This is a genomic window from Pseudomonas sp. M1, assembly GCF_022760135.1.
GTDB lineage: Bacteria > Pseudomonadota > Gammaproteobacteria > Pseudomonadales > Pseudomonadaceae > Pseudomonas > Pseudomonas citronellolis.
Genome location: NZ_CP094343.1, coordinates 5,825,848 through 5,850,042, shown reverse-complemented (window position 1 = coordinate 5,850,042; position 24,195 = coordinate 5,825,848). Strand labels below are relative to the sequence as shown.

Here is a 24,195-nt window from a genome sequence, read left to right as displayed (position 1 = left end):
CAGGCGACTCGCGGGATGGGTTGAGCGAAGCGATACCCATGCTGCACGGGTATCGCTATCGGTCAGGCGTTGTACCAGCCCAGCTTGATGACGAACAGCACCGAGAGGATCACCAGCGCCCAGTTCAGTTCGCGGAAGCGGCCGGACAGCAGCTTGCAGGCGGTCCAGGTGATGAAGCCGAAGGCGATGCCGTTGGCGATGGAGAAGGTCAGCGGCATGGCCAGGGCGGTGACCACCACCGGCGCGGCGACGGTCAGGTCGTCCCAGTCGATCTCGGCCAGGCCCGAGGCCATCAGCACGGCGACGAAGAACAGCGCCGGCGCGGTGGCGAAGGCCGGGACGTTGCCCGCCAGCGGGGCGAAGAACAGCGCCAGGAGGAACAGGACGGCGACCACGATGGCGGTCAGGCCGGTGCGCCCGCCGGCGGAAACGCCCGCGGCCGACTCGATGTAGCTGGTGGTGGTGGAGGTGCCCAGCAGCGAGCCGAACATGGCCGCGGTGCTGTCGGCGATCAGCGCGCGGCCCATCTTCGGCATGTGCCCGTCCTTGCCCATCAGCCCGGCGCGCTTGGCCACGCCGATCAGGGTGCCGGAGTTGTCGAACAGGTCGACGAAGAGGAAGGCGAAGATCACGCTGGTCAGGCCGATGTCCAGGGCGCCCTTGATGTCCAACTGGAGGAAGGTCGGCGCCAGCGACGGCGGCATCGACACCACGCCGCCGAACTGGGTCACGCCCAGGGCGATGGCGACAAAGGTCACCACCAGGATGCCGATCATCACCGCGCCGGTCACGCGGCGCGCTTCCAGGGCGACGATGAGGATGAAGCCGAGGATGGCCAGCAGCGGCTCGGGCCTGGCCAGGTCGCCCATGCCCACCAGGGTGGCCGGGTTGGCGATGACGATGCCCGACTCCTTGAGCGCGATCAGCGCCAGGAACAGGCCGATGCCGGCGGCGATGGCCGAGCGCAGGGCCAGCGGGATGCTGTTGATGATCCATTCGCGGATGCGGAAGATCGAAATGACGAAGAACATGCACGCCGAGAGGAACACCGCGCCGAGCGCCACCTGCCAGGTGTGGCCCATATGCAGCACCACGGTATAGGTGAAGAAGGCGTTCAGGCCCATGCCCGGGGCGAGGGCGATGGGGTAGTTGGCGATCAGGCCCATGATCGCCGAGCCGATGGCCGCGGCCAGGCAGGTGGCGACGAACACCGCGCCCTTGTCCATGCCGGTTTCGCCGAGGATGCTCGGGTTGACGAAGAGGATGTAGGCCATGGTCAGGAAGGTGGTGATCCCCGCCAGGATCTCGGTGCGTACGTTGGTATTGTGCGCCTTGAGTTGGAACAGCTTTTCCAGCATGTCGTGCTCCCGTGTTTGGGCGTCTTGTCGGCTCGACCGGTCGGTCAGGATTGGCCGTCTTGCGCGGCCTGGGCAAAAAAGGCGGGCATGATAGCAGCTCGCCGGAAACGCGGGTATCGAGCCCGTCGACCGGCCCCACGACGAGCCTAGTTGGCCGGGGCCGTCACTGCCAGCGCAGGGCCCGCGCCAGCGCCTTCGTTGACTTCGGCCACGCCTGCCGGGCCGCCATCGGCGTTATCATGCGCCGGCCGGTACGCAATGACCGGCGCGCGTCGTTGTCCAACCGGCATTCGGCCCGATTCCCTTGTTGCCTGACCCCATCGTCGACCCATGAAACGCCTGATTCCGCTCTGCCTCCTCGCCCTGCTGGGCGCCTGCGCCGGCGCGCCGCCAGTCCTGCCGCAGCACAGCTTCGACATCCACGCCACCGCCGACAAGCCCAGCGCCAGCACGCGCACCCTGGCCGACCCGCAGGGCCAGGCGGTGCTGGTCATCGCCCGCGCCGAACTCACCCAGCGCGACGTGCAGCGCGCCGAGGTGGTGCTGGGCAACGGCGGCCGCCCCGGCGTGCTGGTGACCTTCGCCCCCGACGCCAGCAAGCGCCTGGCCCGGCTGACCGAAAAGCAGCAGGGCAAGGCCCTGGCGGTGGTCATCGACGGCCGCCTGCGCATGCTGCCGCAGGTATCCGAGCCGGTGCGCGACGGCCGGGTGATGCTGGAGGGCTTCGACAGCCAGGTGGAAGCGGAGACGCTGGCGCGGCAGCTCAATGCGCTGCGGGATGTGCCGGTGCAGCCTTGAGCAGCGGCAAGCAGGAGGGAAAGTCCGAATCCCCCGAATTCTTCCGAGGCCAACCGGCTCACTCTGATACTGCTTCGGGGGGCTTTACCGGATACTGGCATCTCGCTGTAATAGTGCTCTTTCCCTTCCATGGATGGGCCTGGCTTGCAGAGCCCACCAAGCCCGCAAGGAGAGCGCCAGTATGATAGTCGGCATTGATCTGGGCACCACCAACAGCCTCGTCGCCGTATGGCGCGACGATGCCCCGCAACTGGTGCCCAATGCGCTGGGTAGCGTGATCACCCCAAGCGTAGTTGGCCTCGACGACCAGGGCCTGGTTCTGGTCGGTCAGGCTGCCCGCGAGCGCCTGCAGACCCACCCCCAGCTCACTGCAGCCTTGTTCAAGCGCCATATGGGCAGTGCCCAGGAAATTATCCTGGGCAAGCGCAGGTTCCGCCCCGAGGAGCTCTCGGCGCTGGTCCTGCGTAGCCTCAAGGAAGATGTCGAGCGCGTCTTCGGTGAGCCGGTAGAGGAGGCGGTGATCAGCGTGCCGGCCTATTTCAGCGATGCCCAGCGCAAGGCCACGCGTATCGCCGGCGAGCTGGCCGGGCTGAAGGTGGACAAGCTGGTCAACGAGCCCACTGCCGCGGCGTTGGCCTATGGCGTGCACCAGAAGGGCCAGGAGACCTCCTTCTTGGTTTTCGACCTGGGCGGCGGCACCTTCGACGTTTCCATCCTCGAACTCTTCGAAGGCGTCATGGAGGTGCGCGCCAGCGCGGGCGACAACTTCCTTGGCGGTGAAGATTTCGATACCGCGCTGGTCCAGCATTTCGTCGCCAGCCAGCGCCAGGACAAGCAGTTTCCCGATGTCGAGGCCCCCGGCATGTACAACCGTCTGCGCCGGGAAGCAGAACGGGTGCGCCATGCACTTGGCCTGCAACCCAGCGCCAGCTTCTCCCTGGCGCAGGGTGGCCGGCAATGGGCGCTGGAAGTCACCCTGGACGACTTGCAGCGCGTCTGCGCCCCGCTACTTGAGCGCCTGCGCGGGCCTATCGAGCGGGCTTTGCGCGATGCGCGCATCCGCGTCGCCGACCTCGACGAGATCCTGCTGGTGGGCGGCACTACCCGCATGCCGTTGATCCGCAAGCTGGCCGCGACCCTGTTCGGCCGTTTCCCGGCCATGCACGTCAACCCCGACGAAGCGGTTGCCTTGGGCGCCGCGGTACAGGCGGCGTTGAAGCAGCGTGAGGCGGCGCTGGAGGAAGTGGTGCTGACCGACGTCTGCCCCTACACCCTGGGCATCGAGACCACCGCGCAGTTCGGCCGGGTATACGAAGGCGGCCACTACCTGCCGATCATCGAGCGCAACAGCGTGGTGCCGGTGAGCCGGGTGAAGACGGTGCAGACTCTGCAGGACAGCCAGACCCGGGTGCTGCTGCAGATCTACCAGGGCGAGAGTCGCCTGGTGAAGGACAATATCCCCCTCGGCGAGCTGGATATCCCGGTACCGCCGCGCAAGGCGGGCGAGGTCAAGCTGGACGTGCGTTTCACCTACGACAACAACGGTATTCTCGAAGCGGAGGTGACTCTGCCGGAGAGCGGCGCGCGGCACAGCCTAGTCATCGAGAAGAACCCCGGCGTACTGACTCCCGAGGAAATCCGCGAACGCCTGGCGGCCCTGGCGCAGCTGAAGGTGCATCCGCGTGACCAGTTGCTCAACACGACCTTGCTGGCGCGCCTGGAACGCCTTTACCAGGAACACCTGGGCGACACGCGGGAAGCGCTGGCGCAGATGGCCGGGCGTTTCCAGCAGGTGCTGGGCGAGCAGGACCCGCAGCGCATCGACAATCTGCGCGCGTCGATCGAAGCGCAGCTCGACGAGCTCGAACGTTCGTCCTGGCGCTGAGGAGGCTGCGATGAGCTGTTGGGAGATTCTCGGCCTGGAGGCCGAGGCCGATGAGCGGAGCATCAAGCGTCAGTACGCGCGGTTGCTCAAGGTCACCCGGCCGGACGAGGATGCGCAGGCTTTCCAGGCCCTGCGTGAAGCCTATGAACAGGCTATGAGCTTCGCCCAGTGGCGCGAGCGAGGTGGCACCGAGGATGGGGATGACGACATCGCCGTTGCGGCCCCCCCTCTGGCGGCTAGCCCGTTGCATTCTGTTGCCGTCGAGGTTCCATTTCGTTCCTTGGCGTCGCTGCTGGAGAATCTGCGCCCAGACGAGTTGTCCGAACGTCTGCGCACGGCCGAGGCGGAAGGGCTGGCGCTGTCCTTTGAGGATGGCGTACTGCAGTTGTGCCTGGCGGATGCGCGAGGCACCGGGTTGCGTGATGCCGCCTGCGAGACGTTCGGCTGGTTGCGCACCAACGAACGTTCGGGCCTGAGCGCACAGACGCTATGGCCGTTGTGGGTGCAATTGCTTGGCGAGCGTCTGGACGCTCTGCGCGAATTGCATGAGCAGGATGGCGGAGAGGCGTTCGTCAGGGGGCTGGCGGCTCTGGCCGGGGAGCCCTGGTTGCAGAGTTTCGATGCCCGTGAACTGTTGGAGACGGCGGTGGTGCGGCTGCTGTTGGACTTGCCGTACTGTTCCGGGAGGACCCTCGATGAAATTGCGGCGCTCTTCCGCTGGAATGAGGGGCAACGTGACGCCAGTTGCCCCGCGCACCTCTGGCATGCCCTTCTAGATCGCTGGGATGCTGAGCGCTTCTATGACCGCTTGCAAAATGACGCACGGCGCTGGGAGTTGACCAGTGAATGCCGTGCGGCAAGGCTGGTGCTCGGTCCGTTCGATCGCTTCCAGCGGCGACGCTTCAGCGCAGACTTCACGGAGGCCGACTGGGACTGTTCGCGGCGCGTCGCGGAAACGCTCAGGCATCGCTATCCGCAGCTGACTCGACGCCTGCCATTGGCCAATAGCCTGGATGCCGGCTTCTGGCACGACCTGGCCCGCAGCGAGACCCGCTGGCCACGGGTGTTGATGCTCTGGCTGGGGTTCATGCTGATGTATGCCATTGCCCTCATGCCGGCCGAGTTGGCGAAGCCTTCGCCCAACCTGACGCAGCTGTTCATCAGCGTCCCGGTCACCTCGGTGCTGCTGGCTGCGTCGCTCGATAAGCTGCTCCGGATTTCCCAGCGATTCCTCGGGGCACCGCTCAAGCGCCTTGACTACTACTTGAGCAGCCTTCTACCGGCGGCCTTGCACGAGCATGGCGCGGGGCTACGACCGTTGCGCGACGGTGCCATTGGCTACCTGCTCGGGCTGGGCGCCGCGATGCTGGCAGGGTGGCGGGGACACGAAGTGTGGTGGGGAGGGCTGATCCTCGCCGTGCCGGTTCTAGGGGCCATGCAGTTGCTTCGCCGTACCAGCTTGCTCGGACGTGCGCAATTACTGCTGGAGCGTGGTTGGGCCTATCGGCGCAACGCCTTCTTCATCGGCGTCTTGTTGCTTGCCGGCTTGGCGGCCATCGCTGGCAGTGTGTCGAAGAACGCAAATCAGGTTCGGCGCCAAGTCCCGAACATGGCGCCGGCGGAACTGGAGCGTTTCTGTAGCGATCTGCGCTATCGGCGCGATCTGGTCTGCCTGCGCTGGCAAATTGAGCGCACGCCGCCGCTCTCAGGTGATTAGACAGCAATGAAAAAGCCCGGCATTCCAGGCTGTGTGAAAACCTCCGGATCGGTCCAGCTGGTTAAAAAACAACCTGGATTTCGCGTTTCTACGCGGATTCTGGGTTGGCTGAATAGCCAAGCCTTTTCAGATTTCACGTAGGAACGCACTCTTCGAAGAGCCGCTCGGGTTTTCACACAGCCTGATTCGCCGGGCTTGTTCGTGTTCGCGGTTCGGCTTACTTGCCATACACCGGGAACTGGGCGCACAGGGCCTTGACCTGCTCGCGCACGCGGCCTTCCACGGCTTCGTCGCCCAGGTTGGCGAGGATCTCGCAGATCCAGCCGGCCAGTTGGCGGCACTCGCCTTCCTTGAAGCCGCGGGTGGTCACGGCCGGGGTGCCGATGCGCAGGCCCGAGGTGACGAAGGGCGAGCGCGGGTCGTTCGGCACGCTGTTCTTGTTCACGGTGATGAAGGCGCGGCCCAGGGCGGCGTCGGCGTCCTTGCCGGTGATGTCCTGCTTGATCAGGCTGAGCAGGAACAGGTGGTTCTGGGTGCCGCCGGAAACCACGTCGTAGCCGTTCTCGATGAACACCTGGGCCATGGTCTGGGCGTTCTTCACCACTTGTTCCTGGTAGGCCTTGAACTCGGGCTGCAGGGCTTCCTTGAAGCACACGGCCTTGGCGGCGATGACGTGCTCCAGCGGGCCGCCCTGGCCGCCCGGGAAGACCGCGGAGTTCAGCTTCTTCTCCAGCTCTTCGTTCTTGCGCGCCAGGATCAGGCCGCCGCGCGGGCCGCGCAGGGTCTTGTGGGTGGTGGTGGTGACGACGTCGGCGAAGGGCACAGGGTTCGGGTAGATGCCGGCGGCGACCAGGCCGGCCACGTGGGCCATGTCGACGAACAGGTAGGCGCCCACCTTGTCGGCGATGGCGCGGAAGCGCGGGAAGTCGAGGATCTGCGAGTAGGCGGAGAAGCCGGCGATGATCATCTTCGGCTTGTGCTCCACGGCCAGGCGCTCGACTTCGTCGTAGTCGATCAGGCCGTTGCCGTCGATGCCGTACTGCACGGCGTTGTAGATCTTGCCGGAGAAGCTGACGCTGGCGCCGTGGGTCAGGTGGCCGCCGTGGGCCAGGCTCATGCCCAGCACGGTGTCGCCGGCGTTCAGCAGGGCCATGTAGACCGCGGCGTTGGCCTGGGAGCCGGAGTGCGGCTGGACGTTGGCGTAGTCGGCGCCGAACAGTTGCTTGGCGCGGTCGATGGCCAACTGCTCGACCACGTCGACGTACTCGCAACCGCCGTAGTAGCGCTTGCCCGGGTAGCCTTCGGCGTATTTGTTGGTCAGCACGCTACCCTGGGCTTCCATCACCGCCGGGCTGGTGTAGTTCTCGGAGGCGATGAGCTCGATGTGCTCTTCCTGGCGCTGGGCTTCCTGCTCCATCGCGGCGAAGAGTTCGGCATCGTAGCGGGCGAGGGTCAAATCACGGCTGAACATGGCGGTCCTCATAAGGATCGGTGCTGGGAAAGGGGCGCATTCTAACCCAGGGCGCGCGCGCTGGCATATGAAAGGCGGTCATGTGGCGGATAAGCGGGGTTCACGCGGGGGGAGCGCTGTAGCGGGCCCTGCCCGCGATTCGCGCGCAGGGCGCGCTCCTACAGGGGAATCCTGGCGCTAGCCGAGCAGGAACAACGCATTGCTGGAGAACAGCGCGGCGAACTGCTCGGCGGTCATCGGCCGGCCGAACAGGAAGCCCTGCACCTCGTCGCAGCCGTGTTCGCGCAGGAAGTCCAGCTGCGCCTGGCTCTCCACGCCCTCTGCGATCACCATCAGGTTCAGGCTGTGGGCCATGGCGATGATGGCGCGGGCGATCTGCGCGTCCTGCTCGCCGTGGGGCAGGCCGTCGACGAAGCTGCGGTCGATCTTCAGCACGTCGATGGGGAACTGCTTGAGGTAGTTCAGCGACGAGTAGCCGGTGCCGAAGTCGTCCACCGCGATGGCCAGGCCCAGGCGCTTGAGGCCGGAGAGGATGTGCATGGCCTCGGACACGTCGCTCATCAGGATGCTTTCGGTCAGCTCCAGCTCCAGGCAGGCCGGCGGGATGCCGGTTTCCATGAGGATGCCGGCGATGCGCGTGCCCAGTTGGCCATCGGCGAACTGCCGCGCCGAGAGGTTCACCGAGACCTTGGGCACCCGCACCTTGTCGCGGTGCCAGATGCGGATCTGCCGGCAGGCCTCGGCCAGCAGCCAGTCGCCGACCTGGGCGATCAGCCCCAGTTCCTCCAGCACCGGGATGAACTCGGCCGGCGCGATCAGCCCGCGCGTGGGGTGCTGCCAGCGCAGCAGGGCCTCGGCACCGGTGAGGCGGCGGCCGTCGCCGGTAAACTGCGGCTGGTAGTGCAGGATGAATTCGTCCTGCTCGATGGCGCGGCGCAGGTCGCTCTCCAGCTCCAGGCGCTCCAGGGCGCGGGCGTTCATCTCGGCCTGGTAGAACTGGAAGTTGTTCTTGCCCACTTCCTTGGCGTGGTACATGGCGGTGTCGGCGTTCTTCATCAGTTGGCTCAGCTCGGCGCCGTCCTGCGGCGACAGGGCCACGCCGATGCTGGCGGTGACGAAGAACTCGCGGCCTTCCAGGGTGAAGGGCCGGGCGAGGCTGGCGAGGATGCGCTCGGCCACCTGGATGGCGCGCTTGAGCGCCTTGTCGCGGTCCTCCAGGCCCGGCAGCAGCAGGGTGAACTCGTCGCCGCCCATGCGCGCCACGGTGTCGTTGTCGCTGACGCACTGGTTCAGGCGCTCGGCCACTTCCTTGAGCATGCGGTCGCCCGCGGCGTGGCCCAGGGAGTCGTTGATCGGCTTGAAGCGGTCGAGGTCGAGGAACATCAGCACCACCCACTGGCGGTGCCGCTCGGCCTGCATCAGCGCGGTGTGCAGGCGGTCCTGGAACAGCGTGCGGTTGGGCAGGTGGGTGAGGGCGTCGTAGTAGGCCAGGCGGTGGATGCGCCGCTCGCTGGCCTTGCGCTCGCTGATGTCGCTGAAGAAGCAGACGAAGCTGACCAGGTCGCCTTCCTCGTCCTGCACCGCGGTGATGCCCACCCAGGACGGGTATAGCTCGCCGCTCTTGCGCTTCTGCAGGATCTCGCCCTCCCAGCTGCCGCTGCGCTGCAGGCTGTCGAGCACGTGCTTGAGCTGGTTGGCTTCCTGCTGGTCGGCGGTGAGCAGGCGCGGCTGCTGGTCGAGCACCTCGGCGGCGCTGTAGCCGGTCAGGCGCGAGAAGGAGTCGTTGACCTGGACGATGTAGCCGGCCGGGTCGGTGACCATGATGGCCGCGGTGGAATGCTCGAACACGGTGGCGGCCATGCGCATCTCGCGCTCGGCGCGGCGCTGCTGGCTGATGTCGCGGGCCACGCCGAGCAGGCCGACGAAGCGCCCGTTGTCGTCCCACATCAGGGCGATGCGCAGCTCCACCGGGACCTTGCGGCCGTCGGCGCGCAGGCAGTCGAAGGTGAACAGGTGCACCGCGCTGGATTCGCGCAGGGCGGCCAGCCGGCGCGGCGCGCCTATGGCGTCGCGCACGCGCTCCAGCAGGTCGTGCAGGCGCCCCAGCTGCGCCGGGTTGGCGGCGATCTGCTGCAGGTCGTTGTGCAGCAGCCAGGCCGGGCTGTAGCCGAAGGTCTGCTCGATCGACGGGCTGATGTAGTCGATGTTCAGCTGGGCGTCGGTGGTGAGGATCACGTCGCTGATGCTTTCCGCCAGCATCTGGTAGCGGCGGCTGCTCTCGCGCAGCGAGTTGTTCGCCTCCACCGTGTCGGTGATGTCCTTGGCCACGCCGATCAGGCGCGCCACGCGGCCGTCGGTGTCGCGGCTGAAGGCCTGCTCGCGGATGTCGAACCAGTGCCAGCTGCCGTCGCGGTGGCGCCAGCGCAGCAGGCTGTCGAGCAGCAGGTTGTCGCCGATCACCTGTTGCAGGTTGCGCACGCGCCAGTAGTACTCGACGTCGTCCGGGTGCAGCAGGCATTCCCAGAAGCGCTCGCCCATTTGCTGCAGCTCGTCCTTGCCGTAGCCCAGCTGGCTGCCCAGGTGGTGGTTGCTGAAAATCACCCGGCGCGCGGTGATGTCGTGGATGTAGAGGGTGTCGGGCACCGCGCGCACGGCGTCGGACCAGAACTTCTCGCGCTCGATCAGCGATAGCTCGACCTGCTTGCGGCTGCTGATGTCGGACAGGCTCAGGGTGACCGCGCGGTAGTCCGGCAGGTGCTCGGGGATGCGCAACTGTAGCCAGAAGTGGCGCAGCTCGCCCTGGCCGGTGCGGATGGCGACTTCCTGCTCGATGGGGCCGGTGCCGCAGAGGATCGCCTCGATGATGCGCGCGCGGGCGCTGCCGGGGCGCCGCGGGCTGTCGCTGATCAGGCGCCGCCAGGCCTGCTCGCCGCTCTCCACGCCGAGCAGCCGGCGCGCCACCTCGTTGACCTCGCTGATGCGGATCAGCCGCAGCAGCTGCGGCCAGTGTTCCTCGCGGCGATCCAGCCAGGCCTCCAGGCGGCCCGGCTCGCGCAGGCCGTTGTCGGTGAAGAAGCGCTGTAGGTCCGAGAGGTCGAGCACGCAGAGCGCCACGCCGACGCCGTCGAAGATGTCCTGGTAGCGTCGCCGGGTTTCTTCCAGCACCTGCAGCGAGCGCTGTTCCTCGGTGACGTCGCGCAGCACCCAGACATGCCCGCCCGGTGCCTGCTGGCCGCGCAGCACCCAGCCGGGCGCCTCGCCCGGCGGGGATTCCTCCAGCGGATGGCGGCTGACGGCATAGCGCCGGCGGCGGCCGTTGCGTTCCAGGGTGACGTGCTGGGTACCCGATGGCTGGCCTTCGCCGCTCTGCCGTTCCAGTTCCGGCAGCAGGCGGGCGAGATGGTGCTGCGGGGCGTCTTCGGCGCTCACGCCCAGCAGCCGCTCCGCCGGCGGGTTGAGGTAGACCAGGCGGCCGTCGGCGCTGGTCACCAGCACCCGCTCGTCCACCGCCGCCAGGGCCTGGGCGGCCTGGCGCAGGCGCGACTGCGAATCGGCGGTCTGCGCGCGCAGGCTCTGTTGTTCGCGTTGCAGGCGCAGCAGGGCGGCGCAGCTGATGCCGGCCAGCAACAGCAGCAGGCCCAGCTCGCCGAGCAGGCGCGGCGGCAGCCTGGGCTGCAGGACGGGCGCATCGACCAGCGGGCGGACCTGCCAGTCGCTGTTGGCGACCTTCAGCGCCGGCGCTTCGACGCTTTCCGGCGCGGCGTCGGTCGGCTCGTCGGGCGCGGCCAGGATCGGGTGGCCGACCTCATCTTCCAGCACCCAGGCGTGGCCGCCGTCCAGGATACGTCCGGTCCATTGCCGGCGTGCCTCGGCGGCGTCCAGGCGGAGCACGGCGAAGGGGCCGCCGGTATCCTGGAGGCGCAGCAGCAGGTAGAAGTGGCCGCCATCGGCGTCGCTGTAGGCGTAGTGGAAGGGGCTGGCGCCGGCGCGTTGGCGCAGGCCGGCGATGAAGGCGTCGTCGCCGCTGTCCGGCGCGGTGTCCAGTTGCCTGGCGCCGCTGGCCGCGTACCAGGCCAGGCTGCGCAGGGCGGGGTAGACCTGGCGCAGGTCGTCGAGCAGCAGCGCCGGTTCCTCGCCGCGGCCCAGGCGTTGCAGCGCCAGGCTGCGCGCGGCCAGGGCCTTGAGCTCCAGGGCCAGGGACAGCTGGTGCGCCAGTTCCTGGCTCTGGTGCACCACGCGCTCGCGCTCCAGCCGCGCCTGGCCGAAGTATTCCTGGCCCAGTTGCCAGAGCAGCAGGCCGAGCATCAGCGGCACCAGCAGCAGGGCGCTCCTGATGGCCAGCCGTTCAGGCCGGGCCAGGCTGGCCGGAGGGCGGGGAGGTCTGGACAAGGAGCGGCTACCTGGAACGGGGCGACGGGGTTCGGCGCGCAGTAGCATGCCCGGAAGCAGGGCCAAGTGCCAGTATCGCCGACGAGCGTCGTTTGCCCTTCACGGTCCATTCCGGTAGCTTTGCCGCACGCGCGCGTTGAACGCTGCGCCCTGTTTCCGCGAGTCCGGCCCTGCCGTCGCCGTTCTCGCCGGTCGCCCGCGGCCAATGGTCGCGCCCGGAGCCCCGGGCAACACCGGCCCGCAGGCCGCGACAGCCATAACGGCCATTCACACTTTCATCCCAGAAGCTAGGTATCCATGGCTCAATACGTCTATACCATGCACCGGGTCGGCAAGGTCGTGCCGCCCAAGCGTGAAATCCTCAAGGACATCTCCCTGTCGTTCTTCCCCGGCGCCAAGATCGGCGTGCTGGGCCTGAACGGCGCGGGTAAATCCACCCTGCTGCGCATCATGGCCGGCGTCGACACCGAGATCGAGGGCGAAGCCCGCCCGATGCCGGGCATCAAGGTCGGCTACCTGCCGCAGGAGCCGCAGCTCGACCCGCAGAAGACCGTGCGCGACGTGGTCGAGGAAGCGGTGGACGAGGTCAAGCAGGCCCAGGCCCGCCTGGACGAGGTCTACGCCGCCTACGCCGAGCCGGACGCCGACTTCGACGCCCTGGCCGCCGAGCAGGCCAAGCTGGAAGCCATCATCCATTCCTCCGACGGCCACAACCTGGAGCGCCAGCTGGAAGTCGCCGCCGACGCCCTGCGCCTGCCGCCGTGGGACGCGAAGATCGAACACCTCTCCGGCGGCGAGAAGCGCCGCGTGGCGCTGTGCCGCCTGCTGCTGTCGGCTCCCGACATGCTGCTGCTGGACGAACCGACCAACCACCTGGACGCCGACTCCGTCGCCTGGCTGGAACACTTCCTCCACGATTTCCCCGGCACCGTGGTGGCGATCACCCACGACCGCTACTTCCTCGACAACGTCGCCGGCTGGATCCTCGAACTGGACCGTGGCCACGGCATCCCCTTCGAAGGCAACTACTCCGGCTGGCTGGAATCCAAGGCCAACCGCCTGGCCCAGGAAGCCAAGCAGGAGGCCTCCCACGCCAAGGCCATGAAGGCCGAGCTGGAGTGGGTGCGCCAGGGCGCCAAGGGCCGCCAGGCCAAGTCCAAGGCCCGTCTGCAGCGCTTCGAGGAAATGCAGTCGCAGGAATTCCAGAAGCGCAGCGAGACCAACGAAATTTACATCCCGGCCGGCCCGCGCCTGGGCGACAAGGTCATCGAGCTGCGCAACGTGTGCAAGGGCTACGGCGACCGCGTGCTGATCGACGACCTGTCGCTGAGCATTCCCAAGGGCGCCATCGTCGGCGTGATCGGCGGCAACGGCGCGGGCAAGTCCACCCTGTTCCGCATGCTGACCGGCAAGGAACAACCGGACTCGGGCACCATCGAGATCGGCGAAACCGTGCAGATCGCCAGCGTCGACCAGAGCCGCGACAGCCTGGACGGCACCAAGACCGTGTGGGAGCAGGTTTCCGACGGTTTCGAGCAGATCAGGATCGGCAACTACGAAGTCCCCTCGCGCAGCTACGTCGGCCGCTTCAACTTCAAGGGCGCCGACCAGCAGAAGTTCGTCAAGGACCTCTCCGGCGGTGAGCGTGGCCGCCTGCACCTGGCCCTGACCCTGAAGCAGGGCGGCAACGTGCTGCTGCTCGACGAACCGTCCAACGACCTCGACGTGGAAACCCTGCGCGCCCTGGAAGAGGCGCTGCTGGACTTCCCCGGCGCCGCCATCGTGATTTCCCACGATCGCTGGTTCCTGGACCGTATCGCCACCCACATCCTGTCCTACGAGGACGACGGCAAGGTGACCTTCTTCGAAGGCAACTACACCGAGTTCGAAGCCGACCGCAAGAAGCGCCTGGGCGAGGCTGCCGCGCAGCCGCACCGCGTGCGCTACAAGAAGCTGGCGTAAGCCGCTTCTCACGACAGACGGGGCCTTCGGGCCCCGTTTTCGTAGGTGTACGAAGCAATCTGAAACATTTAGAAATACTTGCTGTAGCCCAGTAGCTGAAAGGGCTTTCTTACAGATTTGCACCAAAAAGATTCATAAAGGCGTCATGTCGCACTGTCTCGGTGCGATATCGGTTGTTAGAGTCTCGCCGCAAAAGGGCCCCGCCCATAATCAGAAAGACCGGTGTAGACATGACGCAATCCGTTGACTCGTTCCTCGAGCGCCTCAAGCGGCGCGACCCCGATCAGCCCGAATTCCACCAGGCGGTGGAAGAGGTGCTGCGTTCCCTCTGGCCGTTCCTCGAAGCCAACCCGCGCTACCAGCAGGCCGGCATCCTCGAGCGCATCGTCGAGCCCGAACGCGCCATCCTGTTCCGCGTGCCCTGGGTCGACGACCAGGGCCGGGTGCGGGTCAACCGCGGCTTCCGCGTACAGATGAGCAGCGCCATCGGCCCGTACAAGGGCGGCCTGCGCTTCCACCCCTCGGTGAACCTGGGCGTGCTCAAGTTCCTGGCCTTCGAGCAGGTGTTCAAGAACTCCCTGACCTCGCTGCCCATGGGCGGCGGCAAGGGCGGCTCGGACTTCGACCCCAAGGGCAAGAGCGACGCCGAGGTGATGCGCTTCTGCCAGTCGTTCATGAGCGAGCTGTACCGCCACGTCGGCGCCGACCTGGACGTGCCGGCCGGTGACATCGGCGTGGGCGCCCGCGAGATCGGCTACCTGTTCGGCCAGTACAAGCGCCTGGCCAACGAGTTCAGCTCGGTGCTCACCGGCAAGGGCCTGGCCTACGGCGGCAGCCTGATCCGCCCGGAAGCCACCGGCTACGGCTGCGTGTACTTCGCCCAGGAGATGCTCAAGGCCCGCGAAAGCGGTTTCGACGGCCAGCGCGTGGCCATCTCCGGCTCCGGCAACGTGGCCCAGTACGCGGCGCAGAAGGTGATGGAGCTGGGCGGCAAGGTGATCTCGCTGTCCGACTCCGAAGGCACCCTGTTCGCCGAGGGCGGCCTGAGCCTGGAACAGTGGGAAGAGGTGATGGAGCTGAAGAACGTCCGCCGCGGCCGTCTCAGCGAAATGGCCGGCCCCGGCCTGCGCTTCCTGGCCGGCCAGCGCCCCTGGTCGCTGCCCTGCGACATCGCGCTGCCCTGCGCGACGCAGAACGAACTGGACGCCGAGGACGCCCGCACCCTGCTGGACAACGGCTGCATCTGCGTGGCCGAGGGCGCCAACATGCCGTCGACCCTCGAGGCTGTGGATATCTTCCTCGAAGCCGGCATCCTCTACGCGCCGGGCAAGGCCTCCAACGCCGGCGGCGTCGCCACCAGCGGCCTGGAGATGAGCCAGAACGCCATGCGCCTGCACTGGAGCGCCGGCGAAGTGGACCAGCGCCTGCACGGCATCATGCAGAACATCCACCACGCCTGCGTCGCCCACGGCGAGGAGAACGGCCGGATCAACTACGTGAAGGGCGCCAACATCGCCGGCTTCGTCAAGGTCGCCGACGCCATGCTGGCGCAAGGGGTGGTCTGACCTGCTGAAGCCCGGGGGGCGTATGACGCTCCGCGTTATACGCCGCCTGGCCATGGCTCCAGGCGCGCTCGGATTCGGTTTCGGAGCACCTGTTCCCGGGGCTTCGATCCCGACCAATAAGCCGGGCATGAGATAGGTGTAGCGGCGGATAACCGCGAACGGTTATTCGCCCTACGTACCGGTCGGCCACGGCGATGGGTATCGCTTCGCTCCACCCATCCTACGCGAGCGCACCGAGGTGCCTTTCGTAGGAGCGGACCTTGTTCGCGATCGCCGGAGATCCCGGCGCGATTCGCGGATGAGATCCGCTCCTACACTGCGCCACCTATGCCTTTCCCCTGTAGGAGCGCGCCCTGCGCGCGAATCGCAGGCAGGGCCTGCTCCTACAGGGGGAGGCCCCTGGTCAATCCACCGGCCGCGGCGTGCTGGCGGTGCTCGGCGGCAGCAGCGGGTATTCCACCTGCGGCTGCTTGCCGGTGACGGTCTTGAGGAAGGCGACTATGTCGCTCACCTCGCCGGCATCCAGCTGTTTGCCCAGCTGCGCGGTGCCCATGATCGTCACCGCTTCCTCCAGGTCCCACACCTGCCCGCTGTGGAAGTAGGGCGCGGTGAGGGCCACGTTGCGCAGCGGCGCGGCGCGGAACACGTATTCGTCGTTCTGCGTCTTGGTCACCGCGAAGCGGCCCTTGTCGCCGCTGGGCAGGATGCTGGCGTCGGGCTTCTTCACCAGGCCGAACGGGAAGTAGGCCTGGCCGCCCAGGTTCACGCCGTTGTGGCAGCTGATGCAGCCGGCGCTCATGAAGGCCTGCAGCCCTTTCTTCTCCTTGGCGTCCAGGGCCTTGTCGTCACCCTTGAGGTACTGGTCGAAACGCGAGTCGGGGGTGATCAGCGTCGATTCGAAGGCCTGCAGCGCGCGGGCCATGTTGTCGAAGCTCACCGCCTGCTTGTCGCCGGGGAAGGCCTTTCCGAAGGCCGCCACGTACTCGGGCATGCTCTTGAGCGTGGCCTCGACGTTCTTCGGCGTGTTGTGCATCTCCACTGGGTTCTGCACCGGGCCCTTGGCCTGTTCCTCCAGGTCCTTGGCGCGGCCGTCCCAGAACTGCGCCACGTTGAATACCGCGTTGAACACCGTCGGCGAGTTGCGCGCGCCTTTCTGCCAGGCGTGGCCGCTGGAGGCCGGCACGTTGTCGGCGCCGCCAGTGCCGATGTTGTGGCAGGTGTTGCAGCTGATCACGTGGCTGGCCGACAGGCGTGGCTCGAAGAACAACTGGCGGCCCAGCTCCACCTGGGCCGCATCCAGCCCGGTGGTCTGCTCGGGAATGGGCTTGAAGATGGCGTTGGCCTGGTCGCGCAAGGCGTCGGCGTGGGCGGCGGTGCTGCTGGCGGCCAACAACAGGCCGCCCAGGGCCAGTTTCAGGGGCTGCATGGAGTGTTCTCCTCGTTATCAGGCTATTGGTTTTTCCTGTTTCAAGGAGAGGCCAGGCGGCGAGGGCGAGAATTGACCGGGATCAAGCCGCCCCTCCCGGGGCAATGGGTGCGGGGATATGCCGCAGCTTCAACCCTTCACGCAGACCACCTGGCGCAGGGTGTGCACCACTTCCACCAGGTCGCGCTGGGCGGCCATCACCGCGTCTATGTCCTTGTAGGCCATGGGGATCTCGTCGATCACGTCCTTGTCCTTGCGGCATTCGACGTGGGCGGTGGCGCGCACCTGGTCCTCGACGCTGAAGCGCTTCTTCGCCTGGGTGCGGCTCATGCTGCGCCCGGCGCCGTGGCTGCAGGAGCAGAACGCTTCTTCGTTGCCCAGGCCGCGGACGATGAAGCTCTTCGCGCCCATGGAGCCGGGAATGATGCCCAGCTGGCCCTTCTGCGCCGAGACTGCGCCCTTGCGCGTGACCAGCACCTCGCGGCCGAAATGCTGCTCGCGCTGCACGTAGTTGTGGTGGCAGTTCACCGCTTCCAGGCTGGCCTCGAAGGGCTTGCGGATCACCTTGCGCGCCGCGGCGATCACCGCCTGCATCATCAGCTCGCGGTTCTGCCGGGCGAAGTCCTGGGCCCAGCCCACCGCTTCCACGTAGTCGTCGAAGTGCCGGCTGCCTTCCTCGAAGTAGGCCAGGTCCTTGTCCGGCAGATTGGCCAGGTGCTGGCGCATGTCGGCCTGGGCCAGTTCGATGAACAGGCAGCCGATGGCGTTGCCCACCCCGCGCGAGCCGCTGTGCAGCATGAACCACACGCGCCCGGCCTCGTCCAGGCAGACCTCGATGAAGTGGTTGCCGGTGCCCAGGGTGCCCAGGTGGTTGCGGTTGTTGGTCTTCTCCAGGCGCGGGTACTTGTCGGTGATGGCGCGGAAGCGCCGGGCCAGGCCCTTCCAGGCCTGGTCGGCGTGGGCCGGCACCTCGTTCCAGGCGCCCTGGTCGTGGCGGCCGAAGGTCTTGCCGTGGGGCACCGCCTTTTCGATGGCGCTGCGCAGGCCGTGCAGGTTGTCCGGCAGGTCGGCGGCGAGCAGCGAGGTGCGCGCGGCGATCATGCCGCAGCCGATGTCCACGCCGACCGCGGCCGGGATGATGGCGCCGACGGTGGGAATCACGCTGCCGATGGTCGAGCCCTTGCCCAGGTGCACGTCGGGCATCACCGCCAGGTGCCTGAAGATGAACGGCAGGCGCGCGGTGTTCATCAACTGCTGGCGCGCCTCGTCTTCCACGGGCACGCCCTGGGTCCAGAGCTTGATCGGCTTGCCGCCGGCGACTTCGAGCAGGGTGGGGGCTGGGGTTTTCATGGCGCGCTACCCGCCCACCATCGCGGCGGGCGCTGAATCCGGTGATTCAGTAATGGTACCAGCGCAGCTCCAGCATGACCTCGCTGACCGGCCCGGCCTGGTGGCTGAACTGGCGTTCGGCGGACAGCCTCAGGCCCAGGTTGCGGCCCAGTTCCACCTGCTGGCCGAGGCTCAGGCTGCGGCGCACCTCGCCGTTGTGGAAGTAGTCGCCCTTGCCCTCCAGGGCCAGGTTGCCCAGCGGGTTGCGCCAGAGCACGCCGGTGTCGAAGCCCACTGCCGGCGCCACGGTCGCGGCGAAGTCGGGGTTGTTCTCGATGCGCGCGGTGCCCAGGGCGTAGGCCTGCAGGTCGTCGGCGAGCTTCCAGCTGCCGCCGGCGCCGCCGTTGACGTGGCCGGCCAGGGTGTCGTGGTCGTCGTCGCTGTGCTTGCCGGGCACCCGCTCCCAGCCGCCGGTGACCTGCCAGGACAGCGGCTGCAGCAGGGCGTTGCGCGGGGTCATGGAGCGGATGCTGACCACGTCGAAGCGCTGCAGCTGCCAGCGGTTGCCCTCGTACTGGCGCAGGCGCAGGTCGCCCAGTTCCAGCTGCGCGCCCTGGGGGAAGCCGTAGCTGTTGTCCAGCAGGTCGTGGTAGGCCATGCGCAGGCCGTAGTCGGCGAAGGCCTGGCCGTCGCGGCTGCCGGCGCCGAGCTGCCAGGTCAGCGACTGGTGGCCTTCCTCCGGCTGCCCCGGGCGTTCCACCTGGGCCGGCGGCGGTGGGTTCTGGTTGATCGCCCGCAGCAGCTGGTAGCTGCGCGCGGCGTCGGCCTCGTCGCGCTCCTTGCCGGTGGCGCGGTAGCGCAGCAGGCGGAAGGCGGTGTCCTGCACCAGCGCCTGGCGCGGCGCGGGCAGGGCCTTGAATTCGGGGGAATCGAGCAGCCGGTCGTCGTCGGCCAGGCGCCGGGCCAGCTGCTTTTCGCCGGCGTCCAGCGGCTCGGCGCGGGCCAGCAGTTCCTTCTCCCGCGAGGGGCGGTAGTCGACCTTGTCGATCATCCCGGCCTGCTTCACCGCGCGCACCGTGTCGGTGGGGATGGCGTAGAGCGGGAATTCGCCGGTCAGCTTCACCCCGGGGCGGGCGATCTCCAGCAGTTCGAGCAGGCGGAAGGAGCAGTTCTCGTCGAAGAAGAAGTACTTGAAGCGGACCTGCTTGAGCTCCCACACGTGCTCGACCATGCGCCCGGTCTCCTCGGGCGTGAGGTTCAGGCGGTATTCCCAGAGGTCGCGGTTCTCCAGGCGGCTGTATTCGGAGAGCTTCTCGCGGTAGGGCACCAGGGCGAACAGGCCGGGGTAGCCGCCCATCAGGCCCTTCCAGGCATAGAGGATGCTGTTGTCCATGCCCTCGATGTAGGCGCCGAAGTTCAGCGCGTAGCTGAGCAGGGCGGTGTTGTTGCTGTCGACGTCGGCCTGGTCGATGCGCAGCAGGGTGTGGCCGAACATCGACGAGGGGCTGTTCAGGTAGGCGGCGGGGAATACCAGCACGGCGCTGTGCGGGTTGATGTCGCCGTACCAGGTGTCGTACTCCTTGCACGCCGGCCGCGGCAGGCCGGTCAGCTGCAATTGCTGCTTCAGCCAGCGTGTGCGCGCCGGGTAGACGCACTGGGCATGCTTGTCGCCGAGGTCGGGGGCGGCGTAGAGGGCGTCGACGGTGGCCTTGAGCTCATGCTCCGGCGAGCGGTCGCCGTCCTCGGCGAGGAAGAACCTGTCGTCGTCGACGAAGCTGCGCCAGCCGCCCAGCTTGCTCGGCGTGTAGTGCCCCAGGGCCAGCCAGTAGGGCTGCGCGGCCAGGGCCTGGAGGCGGGATTCGGGAAACTGGGGGCTCGCGTGCAGGGATGCGCAGGCGCACAGCGCCAGCCATGGCAACAGGCGTTTGGGCATGGGGACCTTAGCGGGTCGAGGTAGGGGAGCCCGCCCCGGTGGGGCGGGCCATCAGGCTCAGGCCTGTTCGGCGTACTTGGCCAGGCGGGTGTCCTGTTTCAGCACGGCCTGGGTGTTGGCGTAGACGTCCTCGGCGGTGACGTCGGACTTGTTGAAGATCTGCGCGAAGTGCTCGTGGGTCACTTCGGCGAAGTGCGCGCGGTCTTCGGGCTTCACGCCCAGGACCACGGCGTAGGTGGTCAGCGCTTCGCCGTCACCCTTGGCCATGTCTTCGGACAGCTCGTCCATCATGCTGCTGAGCACGATCATCGGCTTGCCGCCGTAGGTCAGCGCGCCATTGGTGTGGCAACCGTTGGTGCCGGTGGTCATGCCGAAGGTGTTGTTACCCGAGGAGCCGTTGGTGGTGGCCGCCAGCACGTGGGTGGCGGTGCCGCGCTGGCCCTTGAAGAGCATCTGGCCCCAGCCGCAGCCGTCGCTGCCGGGGGCGTCGGCGAAGGCGCCGATGGAAACGGTGGCGAGGAGGGTACCGAGTAGAATCCTTTTCATCTGCGTATCTCTCTTTGTTCGAATGCATGGCTGTACGTAGCCGCTGACAGCAAACAGCGCCTGCCAGAGCTTTGTAGGAATATCCTGAGGGTGTCAAGGCGCGATGTCCCTGAATCCTCGGCGGGGAGAACCGCGTCATGCTCCCTGCAACAGGCTATTGATCGGTATCAGCGGCGATTCCCTTGGAACCGGCCACACTTGAAACAGTTCCTTGTCCGTCGGAGAGGCGTCATGGCCGTAGATGATTTCGACCCCCGTTCTGCCCTGGATGCGCTGGCCAGCGAATATTCCCAGCGTGCCGCCGCGATCCGCAGCGACCTGGCGCGGACCCACTCGCCGGACTTTGCCGAACAGGCCCAGCAGCGGGAGAACGACGATGTGCTGCGGGCCCTGCTGGCCGAAGCCGAGGCGGGCATGCGCCTGGTGGGCCTGGCGCGCCTGCGTCTGGCGGACGGAACCTACGGACAGTGCGTACGCTGCGGCGAAGCCATCGAGCCCCGCCGCCTGCGCGCCCTGCCGGCCACGGAATACTGCCTGCGCTGCGCCGATCTGCAGCACTGATCGGCCAGGGCTTGCGCGCGCCTTGCCAGTGGCGCGCGGGCAGCGCGAGAATGCGGGCAACTCTCCGCGGCCCCGTGCCGCCCGATGCAAGGATTTCCGATGCCCCAATCCGTTGCCGCCGGCCTGCGCCTGGCGCCCGATGAACTGACCCGTCCCTTCTCGCCCGAGCAGTTTGCCTTCGCCACCACCGACGATCTGGAGCCCTTCCTCGGCGTCCTAGGACAGGAGCGTGCGGTGGAGGCCCTGCAGTTCGGTGTGGCGATGCCGCGGCCGGGCTACAACGTGTTCGTCATGGGCGAGCCGGGGACCGGGCGCTTCTCCTTCGTGCAGCGCTATCTGAAGGCCGAGGCCAAGCGCCTGCCGACGCCGGCCGACTGGGTCTACGTCAACCACTTCGAGGAGGGCCGCGAGCCGCGCGCCATCGAACTGCCGCCGGGCAGCGCCGCCGACTTCGGCGCGGACATCGACCAACTGATCGACAACCTGCTGTCGACCTTCCCCTCGGTGTTCGAGAACCCGGCCTACCAGCAGAAGAAAAGCGCCATCGACCGCGCCTTCAACCAGCGCTACGACAAGGCCCTGGACACCGTCGAGCGCCTGGCCCTGGAGAAGGACGTGGCGCTGTACCGCGACAGCGCGAACATCGCCTTCACCCCGATGAAGGACGGCAAGGCCCTCGACGAGGCCGAGTTCGCCCAACTGCCGGAGGCCGAGCGCGAGCGTTTCCACGCCGATATCGCCGACCTCGAGGAACAGCTCAACGAGGAGCTGGCCAGCCTGCCGCAGTGGAAGCGCGAGTCCAGCAACCAGTTGCGCCAGCTCAACGAGGAGACCATCACCCTCGCGCTGCAGCCGCTGCTGGCGCCGCTGGTGGAGAAGTACAACAACAACACCGGCGTCTGCACCTACCTGCAGGCCATGCAGTTGAACCTGCTGAAGACCGTGGTCGACCAACTGGTGGACACCGAGCGCAGCGATGCTCAGCGCAAGCTGATGCTGCAGGAACTGTACGCGCCCAACCAGGTGATCGGCCACCACACCACCAGCGGCGCGCCGGTGGTGTTCGAGTCGCACCCGACCTACGACAACCTGTTCGGTCGCATCGAGTACGCCTCCGACCAGGGCGCCCTCTACACCAGCTACCGGCAGCTGCGCCCGGGCGCGCTGCACCGCGCCAACGGCGGCTTCCTGGTGCTGGAGGCGGAGAAGCTGCTGGGCGAGCCCTTCGTCTGGGACGCGCTCAAGCGCGCCCTGCAGTCGCGCCAGCTGAAGATGGAATCGCCGCTGGCCGAACTCGGCCGCCTGGCCGCCATGAGCCTGACGCCGCAGGTGATCCCGCTGCACCTGAAGGTCATCATCATCGGCTCGCGGCAGATCTACTACACCCTGCAGGACCTGGACCCGGACTTCCAGGAGATGTTCCGCGTGCTGGTCGACTTCGACGAGGACATCCCGCTGGCCGAGGACAGCCTCGAACAGTTCGCCCAACTGCTCAAGACGCGCACCTCGGAAGAGGGCATGGCGCCGCTGAGCGCCACCGCGGTGGCGCGCTTGGCCACCTACAGCGCGCGCCTGGCCGAGCACCAGGGGCGGCTGTCGGCGCGCATCGGCGACCTGTTCCAGCTGGTCAGCGAGGCGGACTTCATCCGCCAGCTGGCCAACGAACCGGTCACCGACCTGGGCCACATCGAACGCGCCCTCAAGGCCAAGGAAACCCGCACCGGCCGCGTCTCGGCGCGGATCCTCGACGACATGCTGGCCGGCATCGTGCTGATCGACACCGAAGGCGCCGCGGTGGGCAAGTGCAACGGGCTCACCGTGCTGGAGGTGGGCGACTCGGTGTTCGGCGTGCCGGCGCGCATCTCCGCCACCGTCTACCCGGGCGGCAGCGGCATCGTCGACATCGAGCGCGAGGTCAGCCTGGGCCAGCCGATCCACTCCAAGGGCGTGATGATCCTCACCGGCTACCTGGGCAGCCGCTACGCCCAGGAGTTCCCGCTGGAAATCTCCGCGAGCATCGCCCTGGAGCAGTCCTACGGCTACGTCGACGGCGACAGCGCCTCGCTCGGCGAGGTCTGCACGCTGATCTCGGCGCTGTCGCGCACGCCGCTGCGGCAGTGCTTCGCCATCACCGGTTCGATCAACCAGTTCGGCGAAGTGCAGGCGGTGGGCGGCGTCAACGAGAAGATCGAAGGTTTCTTCCGCCTCTGCGAGGCCCGCGGCCTGACCGGCGAGCAGGGGGTGATCATCCCGCGTTCCAACGTCACCACCCTGATGCTCGACGAGCGCGTGCTGCAGGCGGTGCGCAACGGCCTGTTCAATGTCTACGCGGTGCGCCACGTCGACGAGGCGCTGGGCCTGCTGGTCGGCGAGCCGGCCGGCGCGCCGGACGCCAAGGGCCAGTTCCCGGCCGGCAGCGTCAACGCGCGGGTGGTCGAGCGCCTCAAGGAGATCGACGCCATGGGCATGGACGAGGAGGACAAGGAAAAGCTCGCTAAGGAGGCCGCGCCGGCCGCCGCCAAGGCCGCCAAGGCGCCCCAGGTGGAGAAGGAGCGGGCGCGCAAGAAGAAGGACAGCGACTGAGCCCGCTGCCGCTGGCCAGTCCTTGACCAGCGGCGGGGTTCCCAGCAATGGCGCTCGTCGGGCGCCTTTGCCCCCGTGGTGTCCACAACGATATCCACAGCTATGGTGGATAAAACGGGCTTTCCCGAGGTCAACCCCGGGTGTAGGCTCGAAAACAGGACAACCGCGAGGGTGCCGCCATGCCGCGTAACCTCTGCCTTATCCGCCCCTGTCTGGGGTTGACCACGCGCATCGAGTGCGTGATCAGGCCGCTGGCCGGAGAGAATGGACTCTGGACACTGCTCTGCGCCGCGGGCATGGCGGGGGCCCAGCCCACCGCCATCAAGGCCCAGGGCCCGTTCTACGGGCCTTTCGTGGCCGAGGGCGTGCTCGACGCCATCGCCGACTGCCTGGCCCAGCAGGGCTACGTGCCCGCCGACGACCTGCCCATCTGGCAACTGCACCTGCAGGCCGAGCTGCGCCGCATCAATGGCGAGCGCGTGCGCAATTTCGGGGACTACCAGTCTCACCCCGAGTCCTGAAGGCGCATTGCGCAGTCTCTGAGCGACCGCCGCCAACCCACGGCGGGCGGGGGCTGGCGCGTTTCTTCCGGCGCTCCTGCACATATTTATCCACAGAATAACTGGATAACTCGCCGCAGGCCTTCAGCTATAATCCTGCGCCATTTCTGAA

General features: G+C 67.4%; 15 protein-coding genes. 8 read left to right on the top strand and 7 right to left on the bottom strand.

What is annotated here, in order from left to right; translation table 11 throughout:
* Positions 1-62 precede the first annotated feature (62 nt).
* Entirely contained in the window at positions 63-1,358 is a 1,296-nt protein-coding gene (locus tag PM1_RS25865; protein WP_009617503.1) for an NCS2 family permease, read from the bottom strand.
* Between the two features lie 330 nt (positions 1,359-1,688).
* Here PM1_RS25865 and PM1_RS25860 point away from each other — a divergent pair, with 330 nt between their 5' ends.
* The 3 genes from PM1_RS25860 (at position 1,689) to PM1_RS25850 (ending at position 5,758) form a co-directional block, all read left to right on the top strand.
* Positions 1,689-2,156: a SecDF P1 head subdomain-containing protein gene (locus PM1_RS25860; RefSeq protein ID WP_009617513.1), complete on the top strand. Its 468-nt coding sequence runs from the start codon at positions 1,689-1,691 to the stop codon at positions 2,154-2,156.
* A gap of 181 nt (positions 2,157-2,337) precedes the next feature.
* Complete coding sequence (locus tag PM1_RS25855) at positions 2,338-4,041, top strand: molecular chaperone HscC (protein ID WP_009617515.1); 1,704 nt, start codon at positions 2,338-2,340, stop codon at positions 4,039-4,041.
* Between the two features lie 10 nt (positions 4,042-4,051).
* Positions 4,052-5,758, top strand: a complete 1,707-nt coding sequence (locus PM1_RS25850) for a J domain-containing protein (protein WP_009617518.1) — start codon at positions 4,052-4,054, stop codon at positions 5,756-5,758.
* Positions 5,759-5,975: 217 nt separating this feature from the next.
* Here PM1_RS25850 and glyA read toward each other — a convergent pair whose 3' ends face one another.
* Positions 5,976-7,229, bottom strand: coding sequence for a serine hydroxymethyltransferase (gene glyA, locus PM1_RS25845; protein ID WP_009617520.1), 1,254 nt, complete (start codon positions 7,227-7,229; stop codon positions 5,976-5,978).
* A gap of 177 nt (positions 7,230-7,406) precedes the next feature.
* The gene (locus PM1_RS25840; protein ID WP_152604493.1) at positions 7,407-11,666 is read right to left on the bottom strand and encodes a sensor domain-containing protein; all 4,260 of its coding nucleotides are present in this window, start codon (positions 11,664-11,666) and stop codon (positions 7,407-7,409) included.
* 249 nt (positions 11,667-11,915) lie between these two features.
* Between PM1_RS25840 and ettA the strand changes: the two genes are divergently transcribed.
* Both ettA and gdhA read left to right on the top strand, forming a co-directional pair.
* Positions 11,916-13,580, top strand: a complete 1,665-nt coding sequence (gene ettA, locus PM1_RS25835; protein WP_009617524.1) for an energy-dependent translational throttle protein EttA — start codon at positions 11,916-11,918, stop codon at positions 13,578-13,580.
* A 230-nt stretch (positions 13,581-13,810) separates the two neighbouring features.
* Positions 13,811-15,145 (top strand): NADP-specific glutamate dehydrogenase, encoded by a 1,335-nt coding sequence (gene gdhA, locus PM1_RS25830; protein ID WP_009617526.1) that lies wholly within the window; start codon positions 13,811-13,813, stop codon positions 15,143-15,145.
* Between the two features lie 403 nt (positions 15,146-15,548).
* Here the strand turns inward: gdhA and PM1_RS25825 are convergent, their stop codons facing one another.
* The 4 genes from PM1_RS25825 to PM1_RS25810 form a co-directional block, all read right to left on the bottom strand.
* On the bottom strand, positions 15,549-16,571 hold the full coding sequence (locus tag PM1_RS25825; RefSeq protein ID WP_009617528.1) for a cytochrome-c peroxidase: 1,023 nt from the start codon (positions 16,569-16,571) through the stop codon (positions 15,549-15,551).
* A 129-nt stretch (positions 16,572-16,700) separates the two neighbouring features.
* Positions 16,701-17,921, bottom strand: coding sequence for an RtcB family protein (locus PM1_RS25820; RefSeq protein WP_009617529.1), 1,221 nt, complete (start codon positions 17,919-17,921; stop codon positions 16,701-16,703).
* Positions 17,922-17,967: 46 nt separating this feature from the next.
* Positions 17,968-19,833 (bottom strand): Lnb N-terminal periplasmic domain-containing protein, encoded by a 1,866-nt coding sequence (locus PM1_RS25815; protein WP_009617531.1) that lies wholly within the window; start codon positions 19,831-19,833, stop codon positions 17,968-17,970.
* 57 nt (positions 19,834-19,890) lie between these two features.
* Positions 19,891-20,379 carry a DUF3015 domain-containing protein gene (locus tag PM1_RS25810; protein ID WP_009617533.1) on the bottom strand — a complete coding sequence of 163 codons (489 nt, stop codon included), beginning with the start codon at positions 20,377-20,379 and terminating at the stop codon, positions 19,891-19,893.
* 231 nt (positions 20,380-20,610) lie between these two features.
* Between PM1_RS25810 and PM1_RS25805 the strand changes: the two genes are divergently transcribed.
* From PM1_RS25805 to PM1_RS25795, 3 genes are all read left to right on the top strand, one after another.
* Positions 20,611-20,940: a TraR/DksA family transcriptional regulator gene (locus PM1_RS25805; protein WP_009617535.1), complete on the top strand. Its 330-nt coding sequence runs from the start codon at positions 20,611-20,613 to the stop codon at positions 20,938-20,940.
* Positions 20,941-21,039: 99 nt separating this feature from the next.
* Positions 21,040-23,523: a Lon protease family protein gene (locus tag PM1_RS25800; RefSeq protein ID WP_009617537.1), complete on the top strand. Its 2,484-nt coding sequence runs from the start codon at positions 21,040-21,042 to the stop codon at positions 23,521-23,523.
* A gap of 179 nt (positions 23,524-23,702) precedes the next feature.
* Positions 23,703-24,044: a PA4575 family protein gene (locus tag PM1_RS25795; RefSeq protein WP_009617539.1), complete on the top strand. Its 342-nt coding sequence runs from the start codon at positions 23,703-23,705 to the stop codon at positions 24,042-24,044.
* Positions 24,045-24,195 lie beyond the last annotated feature (151 nt).

Coding starts and splice junctions, on each gene's coding strand:
- PM1_RS25850 (WP_009617518.1), top strand. CDS start 4,052: ATGAGCTGTTGGGAGATTCTCGGCCTGGAGGCCGAGGCCGATGAGCGG.
- PM1_RS25855 (WP_009617515.1), top strand. CDS start 2,338: ATGATAGTCGGCATTGATCTGGGCACCACCAACAGCCTCGTCGCCGTA.
- PM1_RS25810 (WP_009617533.1), bottom strand. CDS start 20,379: ATGAAAAGGATTCTACTCGGTACCCTCCTCGCCACCGTTTCCATCGGC.
- PM1_RS25795 (WP_009617539.1), top strand. CDS start 23,703: ATGCCGCGTAACCTCTGCCTTATCCGCCCCTGTCTGGGGTTGACCACG.
- PM1_RS25815 (WP_009617531.1), bottom strand. CDS start 19,833: ATGCCCAAACGCCTGTTGCCATGGCTGGCGCTGTGCGCCTGCGCATCC.
- glyA (WP_009617520.1), bottom strand. CDS start 7,229: ATGTTCAGCCGTGATTTGACCCTCGCCCGCTACGATGCCGAACTCTTC.
- PM1_RS25805 (WP_009617535.1), top strand. CDS start 20,611: ATGGCCGTAGATGATTTCGACCCCCGTTCTGCCCTGGATGCGCTGGCC.
- PM1_RS25825 (WP_009617528.1), bottom strand. CDS start 16,571: ATGCAGCCCCTGAAACTGGCCCTGGGCGGCCTGTTGTTGGCCGCCAGC.
- PM1_RS25865 (WP_009617503.1), bottom strand. CDS start 1,358: ATGCTGGAAAAGCTGTTCCAACTCAAGGCGCACAATACCAACGTACGC.
- PM1_RS25800 (WP_009617537.1), top strand. CDS start 21,040: ATGCCCCAATCCGTTGCCGCCGGCCTGCGCCTGGCGCCCGATGAACTG.
- gdhA (WP_009617526.1), top strand. CDS start 13,811: ATGACGCAATCCGTTGACTCGTTCCTCGAGCGCCTCAAGCGGCGCGAC.
- ettA (WP_009617524.1), top strand. CDS start 11,916: ATGGCTCAATACGTCTATACCATGCACCGGGTCGGCAAGGTCGTGCCG.
- PM1_RS25840 (WP_152604493.1), bottom strand. CDS start 11,666: ATGCTACTGCGCGCCGAACCCCGTCGCCCCGTTCCAGGTAGCCGCTCC.
- PM1_RS25860 (WP_009617513.1), top strand. CDS start 1,689: ATGAAACGCCTGATTCCGCTCTGCCTCCTCGCCCTGCTGGGCGCCTGC.
- PM1_RS25820 (WP_009617529.1), bottom strand. CDS start 17,921: ATGAAAACCCCAGCCCCCACCCTGCTCGAAGTCGCCGGCGGCAAGCCG.